This window comes from Rhizobium sp. BK312, assembly GCF_014193605.1.
Classification (GTDB): domain Bacteria; phylum Pseudomonadota; class Alphaproteobacteria; order Rhizobiales; family Rhizobiaceae; genus Rhizobium.
In genome coordinates this window covers 181,396-195,413 of the sequence record NZ_JACHZP010000006.1, presented here as the reverse complement: position 1 = coordinate 195,413, position 14,018 = coordinate 181,396, and the positions used below count along the sequence as shown (strand labels likewise).

General features: G+C 62.2%; 12 protein-coding genes. 3 read left to right on the top strand and 9 right to left on the bottom strand.

The features are described from left to right. Positions 1-164: 164 nt before the first annotated feature. Positions 165-1,274 (bottom strand): RHE_PE00001 family protein, encoded by a 1,110-nt coding sequence (locus FHT85_RS18445; protein WP_112412945.1) that lies wholly within the window; start codon positions 1,272-1,274, stop codon positions 165-167. Positions 1,275-1,445: 171 nt separating this feature from the next. On the opposite strand from FHT85_RS18445, the gene FHT85_RS18440 reads away from it, so the two are divergent. Then, positions 1,446-3,944, top strand: a complete 2,499-nt coding sequence (locus FHT85_RS18440) for a heavy metal translocating P-type ATPase (RefSeq protein ID WP_112412946.1) — start codon at positions 1,446-1,448, stop codon at positions 3,942-3,944. A gap of 103 nt (positions 3,945-4,047) precedes the next feature. Here the strand turns inward: FHT85_RS18440 and FHT85_RS18435 are convergent, their stop codons facing one another. After that, positions 4,048-5,238, bottom strand: a complete 1,191-nt coding sequence (locus tag FHT85_RS18435; protein WP_112412947.1) for an acetyl-CoA C-acyltransferase — start codon at positions 5,236-5,238, stop codon at positions 4,048-4,050. Positions 5,239-5,404: 166 nt separating this feature from the next. On the opposite strand from FHT85_RS18435, the gene FHT85_RS18430 reads away from it, so the two are divergent. Together FHT85_RS18430 and FHT85_RS18425 are read left to right on the top strand one after the other, a co-directional pair. Then, a complete protein-coding gene (locus tag FHT85_RS18430) occupies positions 5,405-5,632 on the top strand; it encodes a type II toxin-antitoxin system VapB family antitoxin (protein WP_112336248.1) in 228 nt (75 codons plus the stop codon). Beyond that, a complete protein-coding gene (locus FHT85_RS18425) occupies positions 5,632-6,027 on the top strand; it encodes a type II toxin-antitoxin system VapC family toxin (RefSeq protein WP_112412948.1) in 396 nt (131 codons plus the stop codon). Before FHT85_RS18430 ends, FHT85_RS18425 begins: the two co-directional genes overlap by 1 nt. Before the next feature lie 126 nt (positions 6,028-6,153). Here FHT85_RS18425 and FHT85_RS18420 read toward each other — a convergent pair whose 3' ends face one another. The 7 genes from FHT85_RS18420 to hutI all read right to left on the bottom strand — a co-directional run bounded on the left by FHT85_RS18420 (position 6,154) and on the right by hutI (position 13,984). After that, positions 6,154-6,459, bottom strand: a complete 306-nt coding sequence (locus tag FHT85_RS18420; protein WP_015341559.1) for a hypothetical protein — start codon at positions 6,457-6,459, stop codon at positions 6,154-6,156. Between the two features lie 103 nt (positions 6,460-6,562). Further along, positions 6,563-8,002 carry an MFS transporter gene (locus FHT85_RS18415; protein ID WP_112412949.1) on the bottom strand — a complete coding sequence of 480 codons (1,440 nt, stop codon included), beginning with the start codon at positions 8,000-8,002 and terminating at the stop codon, positions 6,563-6,565. A 196-nt stretch (positions 8,003-8,198) separates the two neighbouring features. Continuing rightward, positions 8,199-8,861: a sulfite oxidase-like oxidoreductase gene (locus FHT85_RS18410; protein ID WP_112412950.1), complete on the bottom strand. Its 663-nt coding sequence runs from the start codon at positions 8,859-8,861 to the stop codon at positions 8,199-8,201. 81 nt (positions 8,862-8,942) lie between these two features. Beyond that, positions 8,943-9,506, bottom strand: coding sequence for a HutD family protein (locus FHT85_RS18405; protein WP_112412951.1), 564 nt, complete (start codon positions 9,504-9,506; stop codon positions 8,943-8,945). Between the two features lie 2 nt (positions 9,507-9,508). After that, positions 9,509-11,194, bottom strand: a complete 1,686-nt coding sequence (hutU, locus tag FHT85_RS18400) for a urocanate hydratase (protein ID WP_112412952.1) — start codon at positions 11,192-11,194, stop codon at positions 9,509-9,511. A 1-nt stretch (position 11,195) separates the two neighbouring features. Then, positions 11,196-12,731 carry a histidine ammonia-lyase gene (hutH, locus tag FHT85_RS18395; protein ID WP_112412953.1) on the bottom strand — a complete coding sequence of 512 codons (1,536 nt, stop codon included), beginning with the start codon at positions 12,729-12,731 and terminating at the stop codon, positions 11,196-11,198. Next, positions 12,728-13,984: an imidazolonepropionase gene (hutI, locus tag FHT85_RS18390; RefSeq protein WP_112412954.1), complete on the bottom strand. Its 1,257-nt coding sequence runs from the start codon at positions 13,982-13,984 to the stop codon at positions 12,728-12,730. The genes hutH and hutI overlap by 4 nt, the downstream gene beginning before the upstream one ends. Positions 13,985-14,018 lie beyond the last annotated feature (34 nt).

Genomic DNA, 14,018 nt, shown 5'->3' with positions numbered 1-14,018 from the left:
ATGGCGCGACCTTAGCTTGCATCGTGCCGCTTAGGAATTTGGTATGGGCATTAAATTTTGTCCATTTTAGCGCCACTTAGCGTAACAAACTGTAACATTGGACGAAAACCAGGGTTGTGGTTGCAAGGGACGGCGGCGCTACCCACACCAGCCGTTGCAGCACATCAAAGTACGCCCCAGCCTCGATAGCGCCCGCGCCCGGTCATTTCGCGCAGGCCGAGTTCGGTCACGAGATTGAGCGCGCCCCTTGAAGTAATGCCGACATGGCGCGCAATCATTTTCGCCGAGACGATCGGCCGCGATAGCACGATGTCGATGACCTCAGGCAGACTGCTGTTGGACCGCCTGTCCTTCAGCCGCACTTCCATCTGCAGCTTGGCAAGCGAAAGCCGATCAAGCTCCTTGAGGCCCGAATCGGCCGAAAGTGCCATGGCCTCCAGAAACGCCGTCAGCCGCGTGGTGCGGTCCGGCGCTCGCCGGCGGTCATGACGAACGGCCTTCAGGCCGACATTCAGGCAGAAGAGGTGCGATGTCACCTTGCCCCGGCTGCGCAGATAAGCGCTGGCCAGCAAGCCGCCGAGCCAATGCTGCCGCCGCAGCGGCTCGATCCTTTCCCATGCATCGAAAAGCACCACGGCACCCAAGGTAGCCGGCAGCAGATCCGCCTCGCGCATGACGGCGCGCCAGCTGTCCAGCCGCTCATCCTCATCCCAATCTTCGTCTCGGATGAGTGCCAGGGGATCTTGGGCATCGATAATCGGCTGCCTGGGTTCCGGAACGCCGCCATTCAGGATCTTGTCGGATCGGGCGAGGATCGCGTCGATCTCGGCGAAATCGACGCCGAAATCATCCTCCCCCTCCTCCGGCTCGTCAGGCTCGATGGACCGGGCAGAGGTCGAACGCGGCGTGCTACCCTCGTCGGTCTCGCCGACCTCACCGCGCAGTACGGCAAGGCCAGCCGGCTCCAGGCCCCAGGAAGGATCGGCGGCCCATAGACGGCGACGGCTGCGCAGCACTGAATGGGCGATGGTCAATTCATGAGTCGGGGTGCGCGTATCCATGCGCGCATCGTGCAGGACGAGATCCTCGACATGCACGAGTTCGCCTCCAACCCAGAGCGCACCTGCAGCATCGAAAAAGTGCCCACGCTCGCGAAAGCCATTCGCTACCGCATGCCTCAGCACGCGCTCATCCAGCCGGGCCAGCATATCTTCCGCCTTGACGACGGCAGGCAGAAGCGTTGCAAGCGGCAGCGTGGTCAGATCATATCGCATTGGAATCACATCATTGCATCGATCTTACGGAACTTATCATCGCCATCCGCAGCGAGATAGGAAGGCGGCCCTGTGAACTGTGGATGGCAATCACTATTTTCCGGCTTGACCTTCCAGCGATGGGAAGGTCCATAAACCTGTCCGAAGCCCCTTCGGGCAAAGGAGTATGACATGGCACCGCATGACGAGCACGATCACAGCCATCATGGTCACGATCACCATGACACCCACACGCAGGATGAAGTGATCCGCGATCCCGTCTGCGGCATGACCGTCGACCCCGATGCCGGCAAGCCGTCGCTGCAATATCGCGGCCGCACTTTCCACTTTTGCAGCAATGGCTGCCGTACAAAATTCGAGGCTGCGCCGGAAAACTACCTCACGGCCAAGGATCCCGTCTGCGGCATGACGGTCGATCGCGCCACTGCCCGCCATTTCACGAAGCACGAGGGCGAGAAATTCTATTTCTGCTCGGCCGGCTGCAAGGCGAAGTTCGAAGCGGACTCATTGTCTTATCTCGATGGCAACAGGCCGGCGCCAAAGCCGGTGCCGGAGGGCACGCTCTATACCTGCCCGATGCATCCCGAGGTGATCAGCGACCATCCTGGCGACTGCCCGAAATGCGGCATGGCGTTGGAGCCGATGGGTGTCCCGGCCGCCGATGAAGGCCCGAACCCCGAGCTTGTTGATTTCACGCGCCGGCTCTGGATCAGCGCCGCCCTGTCGCTGCCGCTGCTTGCCATCAGCATGGGGCCGATGATCGGCCTTCCCATTCGCGACTGGATCGGCGAGCCGATCGCCACCTGGGCCGAACTTGTTCTTGCAACGCCGGTCGTGCTTTGGGCGGCTCTTCCCTTCTTCCGCCGCGCCTGGAACTCACTCGTCAACCGCAGCCCCAATATGTGGACGCTGATCGGTCTCGGCGTCGGCACCGCCTATCTTTACAGCGTGATTGCGACGCTTGCCCCCAGCCTGTTTCCGATGAGCTTCCGAGGGCATGGCGAGAGCGTGCCCGTCTATTTCGAAGCAGCGTCCGTGATCGTCGCCTTGGTCTTCGTCGGCCAGGTACTGGAATTGAAAGCCCGCGAACGCACCGGCTCGGCCATTCGCGCCCTTCTCGATCTCGCGCCGAAAACGGCACGACGCATCGGCGCCAATGGTAGCGAAACCGATGTGCCCGTCGACGAGATCCAGGCCGGCGATCAGCTGCGGGTGCGCCCCGGCGAGCGCGTCCCCGTGGATGGCTCCGTTGTCGAGGGACAATCGACCATCGATGAATCGATGATTACGGGCGAGCCCCTGCCGGTCGAAAAGGCCAAGGGCGATGCCTTGACCGGCGGCACGATCAACAGGAACGGCACGCTCATCATGCAGGCCGAAAAGGTCGGCGCGGAGACGACGTTGTCGCGCATCGTCGAGCTTGTCGCCAAGGCGCAGCGCTCGCGCGCGCCGATCCAGACGATGGTCGACCGCGTCTCGGCCGTCTTTGTGCCCGCGGTCGTCGCAGCCGCCATCATCGCCTTTGCCGTCTGGGCCTTCGTCGGGCCGGAGCCGCGGCTGGCGCATGCGCTGCTCGCCGCCGTCGCGGTGCTCATCATCGCCTGCCCCTGTGCGCTTGGGCTGGCAACCCCCATGTCGATCATGATCGCCACCGGCCGCGGCGCACAGGAGGGCGTGCTGGTGCGCGATGCCGAGGCGCTCGAACGCTTTGCCAAGGTGGACACATTGATCGTTGACAAGACGGGCACGCTGACGGAAGGCAAACCGAACCTGACCGATATAATCACCGCGGCGGGCACCGACGAGGCACGCCTCCTCTCGTTCGCCGCCAGCCTGGAGCGCGGCTCCGAACACCCGCTCGCCGAAGCCATCGTTGCCGGCGCCGAGGAACGCGGTGCGCGCTTCGTTGAGATCTCCGGCTTCTCGGCTGTGACAGGCAAGGGCGTGGAGGGCCGCGCCGGCGAAACCGCGATCGCGCTCGGCAATGCCGCGATGATGTCCGATCTCAGCGTTTCGACCGACTCATTGAAAGCAGAGACGGAACGCCTGCGCAGTGAGGGCAAGACCGTCATGTTCGTCGCCATCGACAGGAAGCTGGCCGGCCTCGTCGCTGTCGCCGACCGGATCAAGCCGACCACGGCAGCCGCCATCAAGGCGCTGCATGAAAGCGGCCTGACGATCGTCATGGCGACCGGCGACAACGGCAAGACCGCCGCTGCCGTCGCCAGAGAGCTTGGCATCGACGAAGTGCGCGCGGACATGCTGCCGGAAGGCAAGAAAGCGCTGATCGACGAGCTGCGGGCCAAGGGCCGCATCGTTGCCATGGCGGGCGACGGCGTCAACGATGCTCCCGCGCTTGCCTCTGCCGATGTCGGCATCGCCATGGGCACGGGCGCCGATGTCGCCATGGAAAGCGCTGGGATCACGCTGGTAAAGGGCGATCTCAACGGCATCGTCCGCGCCCGCCATCTCTCGGAAGCGACGATCCGCAACATCAAGCAAAACCTTGCCTTCGCCTTCGGCTACAATGCACTCGGCGTGCCGCTGGCGGCCGGCGTGCTCTATCCGGTGTTCGGCCTGCTGCTGTCACCGATGATTGCAGCAGCGGCGATGAGCCTGTCGTCAGTCTCGGTGATCGGCAATGCGCTGAGGCTACGGCTGGCGAACTAGAGGGATTGCCCTTCTCCCCCACGGGGAGAAGGCTAGGATGAGGGGCCACGCCGGCAGGTGCGACATCAATAGGCGTGCCTGGCTAGCCCCTCTATCGCTCCAGTCAGCCGACCCTCTCTACCGCAATCGCCGTAGCCTCGCCGCCTCCGATGCAAAGGGCCGCGACGCCCTTCCTTGCACCTTGGCGCTCCAGCGCATGCAGCAGCGTCACGATCAGCCGCGCGCCAGTAGCGCCGATGGGATGGCCGAGCGCGCAGGCGCCGCCGTTGATGTTGAGCCGGTCGCGCGCAATGCCGAGTTCCTTTGCGGCCGCCATGGCGACGACGGCGAAGGCCTCGTTGATCTCGAAAAGCTCGACATCGCCGATCTTCCAGCCGCTCTTGTCGAGCACCTTGCGGATCGCCGGGATCGGCGCGGTCGTATACCAGGCCGGCTCCTGAGAATGCGTCGCATGCGCCTTGATTTCGGCAAGGATCGGCAAGCCCTCGCGCTCGGCGAGCGAACGGCGCGTCAGGATGAGCGCTGCCGCACCGTCGGCATTGGCCGAGGCGCTGGCAGCCGTAATCGTGCCATCCTTGCGGAAGGCCGGCTTGAGCGTCGGGATCTTTTCAGGCGAAACCTTTTGCGGATGCTCATCCTTGGCGATTGTGACCGGACCACCCTTGCCACTCACCGAGATCGGCGTGATTTCCGCTTCGAAAGCGCCGGTCTCGAGCGCGTTGCGGGCGCGCGAAAGGGTCTCGACCGCGTAAGCATCCTGATCGTCGCGGCTGAACTGATAGGCCTCGACCGCCATTTCGCCGAAATCGCCCATGGAGCGACCCTTCTCATAGGCATCCTCCAGCCCGTCGAGCATCATATGGTCGAAGATGCGGTCATGGCCCATGCGATAGCCGCCGCGCGCCTTGGCGAGCAGATAAGGCGCATTCGACATGGATTCCATGCCGCCGGCGACCGCGATGGAGGCCGAGCCGGCGAGAAGCAGGTCATGTGCCAGCATGGTCGCCTTCATACCCGAACCGCAGACCTTGTTGATGGTGGTGGCGCCGACGGCATCCGGAAGGCCAGCCCCGCGCGCAGCTTGCCGGGCCGGCGCCTGCCCTTGCCCCGCAGGCAGGACGCAGCCGAACAGAACCTCGTCCACTCTCTCGGCAGAAAGTCCCGCGCGCTCCAGCGCAGCACGGATGACATGCGCACCGAGCTCGGGCGCCTGCAGGGGCGAAAGATCTCCCTGGAAACGACCGAGCGGCGTGCGCGTGGCGGAAACGATGACAACGGGATCGATAGCGGGCATGACATCTCCTCACGGTCAAGCAAACAGCTTGTAGTCATTGCTAGCATGTTAGATGATGTTCGTCATCTAAATATCGATTCACACGGAACACAAGCAGGCAACAGATGCGATTGCCCTCAAACCAGACAGGCTTTAAGGATATCCGCAAAGATTCAAAGGATATCTCATGCCGCTTTACATCAAGGACGACGCCATCGACCGATTGGCGCGCCGCTATCAGGCGTTGACCAAGGCCACCACCAAGACGGAAGCCGTTCGGCTTGCCCTGCAGAAGGCGCTGGATGAGGAGCTGACCAAGCCGGCCCTTGCCGATGTCGCCGTCGCTTTTTGCCGCAATCTCAAGCAGAAAGCCACAGCCAAGGGCGCCGGCACTGGCATGACAGGAGAGCCCTGATGTTCATCGACGCTTCGGTTTTGGTGGCAATGATGACCGACGAGGAGGAGGCGCGCGCCTTCGCTATCCGCATTCAGCCAGCAACGGCCCGCATGACCTCGCCGCTTGTCGCAGCAAATGCCGCGATCCAGATTTCCACTATTTTGGGATTATCACCGACCGAGGCCGGCGAAGCGGTGCGGACTTTCCTGCAGCTGATGAACATCCAACTGCTCGCCGTACCGCCTCGTGCCGCAGTTCTCGCGACCGAAGCTTACGAGCGCTATGGCCTAGGCGGCCATCCGGCGCGCCTCGGCCTTGACGATTGCATGACCTATGCCTGCGCTCGCTATTATCGCCAGCCGCTATTGTCGAATAGCGACCGCCTCAAGCAAACGGATATCGAGCTGGCTTAGAGCATGTCGCGTAAAAGTGTGCAGCGGTTTTGCGACGACGACATGCGCAAAATCAAAGACCTAAAGCGTGAGAAGCGAATCTGAAAGATCGCGACGCGCTTTAGGCCAGCTCGAGCCATCAAGCCGTTACGGGCAAAGCGAAGCGGAGCCTGCACTATATGTGCTCGAGCGAGCGCCGACGGAGTTAGGGGCAGCGGCGCATTGCAGGCGGGAAATGGAGTCGCCGGCACGAATCGGACCGGTCACCGACGGATCGGTGTTGATCGTGCCGTCCGGAAGGATCGCGTCCTTCGAATGATCGACGCTGCCGACATCGGCCTGGAACGCCTCGACATTGACGCGCTTGGGGTGATGCTTGTGCACCTGCTCGGCCATGGCGGCACTGGATACGCCGACGACGAGAGCGGAGATAGCGAGGGTTCTGAGCAGCATGGGACTGCCTCCTGTAGGAGTTGACGCGAGTTTCATATGGGAACCGGCAGGCCATTTTACAGCGGCTTGCCTGTCAATATCATTAAGAATTTGAAGGTTTTGATCAGGTCTTCACTTTGTGGCGGGATACCTCTGCGCCGGCATCGTGCGGCAGGCTGATAAAACGCAATGCGGAGATGCCACCGATAAGGCCAATGATGAGGAAAGCCCAGCGAAAATCGATGAGCGAGAGCATTTCCCCACCATGAATCGTGCGCGAGAGATTGAGAACGGCGGCAGCGACGGCGACGCCCAGCAGCAGCGAAACCTGCTGCAGCATGCTCGACAACGTGGAAGCGGAGCTGCGCTGCGCGGCATGGATATCGGCAAACCCCAGCGTATTCAGCGCCGTGAAGTTCATCGACCGCGAAAGGCCGGCGATGAATAGCAGGCAATATATCAACGGGCCTGGTGTCGAGGGAGACAGAAGCGCGCATCCGGCAATGCTGGCCGACGAGATCAGCCCGTTGACGACGAGCACGTTGCGGAAACCGAAGATCCTTAACGTCTGCGTGGTGATCGCCTTCATGCCGAGATTGCCAGCGAAATAGAACAGCAGATAGGTGCCGGCATCGATCGCCGTCTTGCCGAAGCCCACCTGAAACAGCAGTGGTATGAGAAACGGCGTGGCGTTGATCGCGACCCGGCTCGCTGTTCCGGCCGAAAGCGTCGACATCGTGAAGGTCTGTACCTTGAAGGCGGAAAGATCGAGCAGGGGCTCGTCGACCTTCAGGAAGTGCCGGGTGGCGATGATGGAAAAAACCGCACCTGCGGCGATCAACGCAATGCTGGCCGCCAGCCCCGTCGTTCCCTGCACCACGAATTCGAGGCCGGCAAGCAGGAAGGTCAGCCCCGCCGCCGATTGCAGAAAGCCGATAAAATCGAGCCGCGCGACCTTTTCCTCCCGCTGATCCGGCACGAAGCGCAGAACGAGGCCGAGCCCGATGATGCCGATCGGGATATTGATCAGGAAGTTCCAATGCCAGCTGAGATAGGTGGTGATGAAGCTGCCGAGCACCGGACCGATGACCGGAGCGGTCAGCGCCGGCCAGGTGATCATGGACATCGCATGCACCAGATCGGATTTGCGAGCATTCTTCAGCACGATGATGCGTCCCACGGGCGTCATCAGCGCGCTGCCGATGCCCTGAACGGCGCGGGCAATGATGAACTCGGTCAAATTGCCCGAGAGACCGCAGAACAGCGACGCCATGGTGAAGATGGCAATGGATGCCAAAAACACCCGCCGGGCGCCATAGCGATCGCCAGCCCAGCCGGCGAGCGGCACGAAAGCCGCCATGGTGAGCAGATAGACCGTGATGCCGATGCTCATCGAGACCGGCTCGACGCCGAAACTTACCGCCATCTGCGGCAACGAGGTGGTGATGATCGTCCCGTCCAGAAACTGCATGAAAAAGGAAACGGCGACGACAAAGGCGATGATGCGGGACTGCCGGCCGAAACTTGCTTCGGAAGGCTCTTCTATAGTCCGGGCAATGGTCATGAGACGAATTTCACTGAATGGCGTTCAAGGGAGTCGGTGCTTCGGCAGCAATCATATGATCATTGAATACGCCCATGATGGTGGCTTGCAAAGCCACCAACCCGGCTGGCGCCGCGAAAAATTGACACGGTGACATAAGAACTACGGTTCGAGACAGCCAATCCAAGGCCCCCTCACCCGCAACGCTCCGGGAGCGTCAATCGTCCGCGTAGCGCTGCTCTCGCCAGGGATCGCCGTACATGTGATAGCCGTTCTTCTCCCAGAAGCCGGCCCGGTCGGCGCCGATGAGTTCGATGCGGTTCAACCACTTGGCGCTCTTCCAGAAATAGAGATGCGGCACGACGAGGCGCATCGGCCCGCCATGTTCGCCGGTCAGCGGCTGTCCCTCCCAGGCAGTGGCGAGAATGGCATCTTCGGCCGCGAAATCCGCAAGCGGCAGGTTGGTGGTATAGCCGTCATAGCTCGTCAGCAGCACATGCTGCGCCTCCGCCGTCGGCATGGCGAGATCAAGCAGATCGCGCGTCGAAACCCCTTCCCAGCGATTGTCGTAGCGCGACCAGGTCGTCACGCAATGGATATCGCTGACACGGATGCTTTGCCCGATCGCCTGGAAAGCCGCCCAATCCAAGCTGAGCCGCGTTTCAACGAAACCGATCACATCAAGCCGCCAACTCGATAGCGAAATCTGTGGCTGCACGCCGAGATCGAGCACCGGCCAGTTCTTCACGAGATGCTGCCCCGGCGGCAACCGCTCGGTCTCCGGTCGGCTGACACGCCCCGTCAGAAACTTGCCCTCCGCCGCCCAGCGGCGCTTGGAAGTCGTGAGCTTGCTATCGGCGGGGATCTGGTCGTCGCTCATGCCGGCTATCCTCTCTCTGCTGAGTAGAAATAGGATAATCGGTACGGGTTCATGTCAAGCCGAAGAACATCTCATAGCCGGCTATATTGCCTTAATGGTAATCCAGAACAGCTGCGCCTTGCCCGAAATGGACCGCTCTGCGACGTCACTCTCCGAGACAAGCAGGCAATCGCCTGCGTTAAGCGCCGTGCCATCGATTTCAGCATTGCCGCGATGGCAAAGGACAAGGGTCGTCCCAGCCTCGAAGGCGACTTTGCTATTTCCGTCGACCGAAACGCGCCTCACCGAATGCGTGAAACGCCCCCGCCGCGTCATCACATTGAGATCCGTAATCGTGCCATCGATCAGCGTCGCCGAAGTCGGCGCGTCGGCGGCAAAGGGCAGCGGTTCGCTCGCCTGCGTCAAGCGCTCGGGCGCACGCCCCTGGATGAAGAGGGTCATGCCCTCGCCATCAAGGATAGATAGCGTACGATCGATACCCGGAAAAACCGAAAACGGCCCGTCCGTCGCAACGGTTGCCATGCTGACGCGCCAGTCGAAGTCGGCAAGCCCGACGCCCTCGGGCGAAACGGCGATCTCCACCGTTTCCCCGCCGCCGTTTTTCCAAGGCATGCGCTTGTGATCGCTGGCGCGTAGCAGCTTCATCTTTAGTTCCCCAAGATGGCCGGCAGGCGCAGGCCCTGCTGCTTAGCCCAGTCGAGCGCGATGTCGTAGCCTGCATCTGCGTGGCGCATGACGCCGGTCGCCGGGTCGTTCCAGAGAACGCGCTCCAGGCGCTTGGCCGCATCATCCGTGCCATCGGCGCAGATGACCATGCCGGAGTGCTGGGAAAAGCCCATGCCGACGCCGCCACCGTGGTGCAGCGATACCCAGGTGGCACCCGATGCAGTGTTGAGCAGCGCGTTGAGCAGCGGCCAATCGGAAACGGCATCCGAGCCATCCTTCATGGCTTCCGTTTCACGGTTCGGCGAGGCGACCGAGCCGGAATCCAGATGGTCGCGGCCGATGACGACAGGAGCCTTCAGCTCGCCGTTCCTGACCATTTCGTTGAAGGCGAGACCGAGGCGATGGCGATCGCCGAGGCCGACCCAGCAAATGCGCGCCGGCAGGCCCTGAAAGGCGATGCGCTCGCGCGCCATGTCGAGCCAATTGTGCAGGTGCTTGTTGTCAGGCAGCAGCTCCTTCACCTTCGCGTCGGTCTTGTAGATATCCTCCGGATCGCCCGAGAGAGCAGCCCAGCGGAACGGACCGATGCCGCGGCAGAACAGCGGACGGATATAGGCCGGGACGAAACCCGGGAAGGCGAAGGCATTTTCAAAACCTTCGTCCTTGGCGACCTGGCGGATGTTGTTGCCGTAATCGAGCGTCGGCACGCCGGCGTTCCAGAAATCGACCATGGCTTCGACATGCACCTTCATCGATGCGCGGGCGGCAGCTTCGACGGACTTCGGATCGCTCTCGCGCTTGGCCCGGTGTTCAGCCACCGTCCAGCCTGCCGGCAGGTAGCCGTTCAGCGGGTCGTGCGCAGAAGTCTGGTCGGTGACGATATCCGGGCGCGGACCACCGGCCTTCATGCGCTTCACCAGTTCCGGGAAGATCTCGGCGGCATTACCGAGCAGGCCAACGGACTTGGCTTCGCCGGCCTTCGTCCACTTGTCGATCAGGGCAAGTGCTTCATCCAGCGTCTTTGCCTTCTCGTCGACATAGCGGGTGCGCAGGCGGAAATCGATGCGGGTTTCGTCGGATTCGACGGCCAGGCAGCATGCGCCGGCCATGACGGCCGCCAGCGGCTGTGCACCGCCCATGCCACCGAGACCGCCGGTCAGGATCCACTTGCCCTTGAGGTTGCCGTTATAGTGCTGGCGGCCGGCCTCAACGAAGGTCTCATAGGTGCCCTGCACGATGCCCTGCGTGCCGATGTAGATCCACGAGCCGGCCGTCATCTGGCCGTACATGGCAAGGCCCTTCTTATCCAGCTCGTTGAAGTGATCCCAGGTCGCCCAATGCGGCACGAGGTTGGAGTTGGCGATGAGCACGCGCGGCGCATCCTTGTGGGTGCGGAACACGGCGACCGGCTTGCCGGACTGCACGAGCAGCGTCTCGTCTTCGTTGAGCGTCTTCAGCGTCGCAGCAATACGGTCGAAATCGTCCCAGGTGCGGGCGGCACGGCCGATGCCGCCATAGACGACCAGCTCGTTGGGGTTTTCCGCAACGTCGGGATCGAGATTGTTCATCAGCATGCGTAGCGGCGCTTCGGTCAGCCAGCTCTTGGCATTGAGCTCCGGACCACGGGGCGCGCGGACTTCGCGGATATTATGGCGTGGATTGGTCATGTCACATCTCCAAGGAGGGCAGAATGTCGGTTGAAATCGAGGCATTGAGTGCGCCGGAAGCAATGAGGTCGCTGGCGGCTTTCAGGTCATTCGCCATGTAGCGGTCCTCTTCCAGCGAAGGCACGGCGGCGCGGATCGAAGCAATGGCAAGGGTCAGTTCCGGGCTGGTCGTCAGCGGCGCGCGCAGCTCGACGCCCTGGGCAGCGGTCAGCGCTTCGATACCGATGATGGCAAAGAGGTTTTCGGTCATCTGGAGCAGGCGACGGGCACCATGGCAGGCCATGGACACATGGTCTTCCTGGTTGGCCGAGGTCGGCGTCGAGTCGACCGACGCCGGATGCGACATCTGCTTGTTTTCCGACATCAGCGCCGCCGAGGTCACTTCGGCAATCATCAGGCCGGAGTTCAGGCCCGGCTTTTTGGCGAGGAATGCCGGCAGACCGTAGCTGAGCGCGGGGTCGACGAGCAGCGCGATGCGGCGCTGTGCAATCGCGCCGATTTCACAGACGGCAATGGCGATCTGGTCGGCGGCAAAGGCGACAGGCTCGGCGTGGAAATTGCCGCCGGAAACGACGGAATTGTCCGAAAGCACGAGCGGATTGTCGGTAACGGCATTGGCTTCGATTTCGAGCGTGCGGCCGACGGAACGCAGAAGATCGAGGCAGGCGCCATCGACTTGCGGCTGGCAGCGGATGCAATAAGGGTCCTGCACACGCTCGTCGCCTTCGATATGGCTTTCGCGGATCACTGAGCCGGCCAGCAGGCCGCGAAGGGCAGCCGCGGTATCGATCTGGCCCTTATGGCCGCGCAGCGTATGAATATCCGGATGGAACGGGGCGGAAGAACCCATGGCCGCATCCGTCGACATCGCGCCGGTGATGAGGGCAGCCTGGGCGGCACGATGAGCGCGGAAGAGGCCGGCAAGCGCAAGCGCGGTCGACACCTGCGTGCCGTTGATCAGCGCAAGTCCTTCCTTGGCGGCGAGTACGACCGGCTTAAGGCCAGCCTTTTCGAGCGCTGCCGCGCCGGAGAGCTGCTCACCGGCATAGAAGGCCTCGCCATGACCCATCATGACAGCGGTCATATGCGCGAGCGGCGCCAGATCACCGGAAGCGCCAACTGAGCCCTTTTCGGGGATGACGGGCACGACGCCCTTTTCAAGCATGCCTTCGATCAGCCGTACCAACTCCAGCCGCACGCCGGATGCGCCGCGGCCGAGCGAAATGAGCTTCAGCGACATGATGAGGCGAACGACATTCTCAGGGAGCGGCTGGCCGACGCCGCAGCAATGCGAGAGGATGAGATTGCGCTGAAGAGTCGCGACATCGGCGCTGTCGATCTTGATCGAGGCCAGCTTGCCGAAGCCGGTATTGATACCATAGACCGGCGCATTGCCGGCAGCGATCTCCGCGATGCGGGCCGCGGCCTTGGCAATGCCGGCATCGAAGGAGGCATCAAGCTTGGCGGGCTCACCGGTCCAGTAGATTGCCGCCAATTGTTGCAGCGAAACGGAGCCGGGATAGAGAACGACGGTCATCGGTGGAACCTTTTTCCCTTGAATACGTGGGCATGGAGAGGATTGAAGCCGATGCGGTAGACAAGCTCCGCGAGGCTTTCGACATCCCAGATGGCAAAATCGGCCGACTTGCCGGCTTCGAGCGTACCCGTTTCGGGGAGCAGCCCAAGGGCACGCGCGCCTTCGCGTGTGGCGCCGGCGATGCATTCCTCGACCGTCAGGCGGAAAAGGGTGGCCGCCATATTCATGGTCAGCAGCAGCGAGGTGAGCGGCGAAGTGCCGGGATTGGAGTCCGTAGCGATGGCGATCGAGACGCCCGCATCACGCAGGGCTTGAACCGGCGGCTTCTGCTTCTCGTTGATGGCATAGAAGGCACCTGGCAGCAGCACCGCAACCGTGCCAGCCGCAGCCATCGCCTTGACGCTATCCTCATCGAGATATTCGACATGATCGGCTGACAAAGCACCATAGGAGGCAGCAAGCTTGGCGCCGCCCAAATTGGAAAGCTGCTCCGCATGCAGCTTCACCGGAATACCGAGCGACTTGGCAAGATCGAAGACGCGGGCGATTTCCGCCGTCGAAAAGGCTATACCTTCGCAGAAGCCATCAACAGCGTCGACAAGACCTTCGGCATGCGCCTGTTTCAAGCCGGGCAGCACGACATCAGTAATATAGTCGCCGTTGCGGCCCTTGTACTCCACCGGGGTCGCGTGCGCGCCGAGATAGGAGGTGACGACGCGAACCGGGCGGACTGTCTCCAGCTTGCGTGCGGCTCGCAGCATCTTCAATTCGGATTCAATGTTGAGGCCGTAGCCCGATTTCACCTCGATCGTCGTCACGCCTTCGGACAGCAGCGTGTCGAGGCGCGGCAAGGCAGCAGCAACTAGCTCGTCCACCGATAGCGCGCGCGTCGCGTTGACGGAGGAAACGATACCGCCGCCGGCACGGGCGATTTCTTCGTAGCTCGCACCTTCGAGCCGCATCTCGAATTCACGGGCGCGATTGCCGCCATAGACGATATGTGTGTGGCAATCGACGAGGCCGGGGGTCACCCAGCGCCCTTCGAGATCGATGATTTCAGCGCCTGACGTATCGGGCAGATCGGCTTCATGGCCGGCAAAGACGATACGGCCGCCCTTGGTCAGGATCGCGCCCTTCTCGACCGTGCCGAGCCGGGCTTCGCCCTCTTTCAAGGTCGCAAGGCGAGCATTGCGCCAGACGCGGCCTGCCGCGTCGTCTTTCTCGCCATCTTCGGAAAAATTGTTCCCATCCATCAGCTTTACGCCTTTCCTCGTTGGCTCATAATGT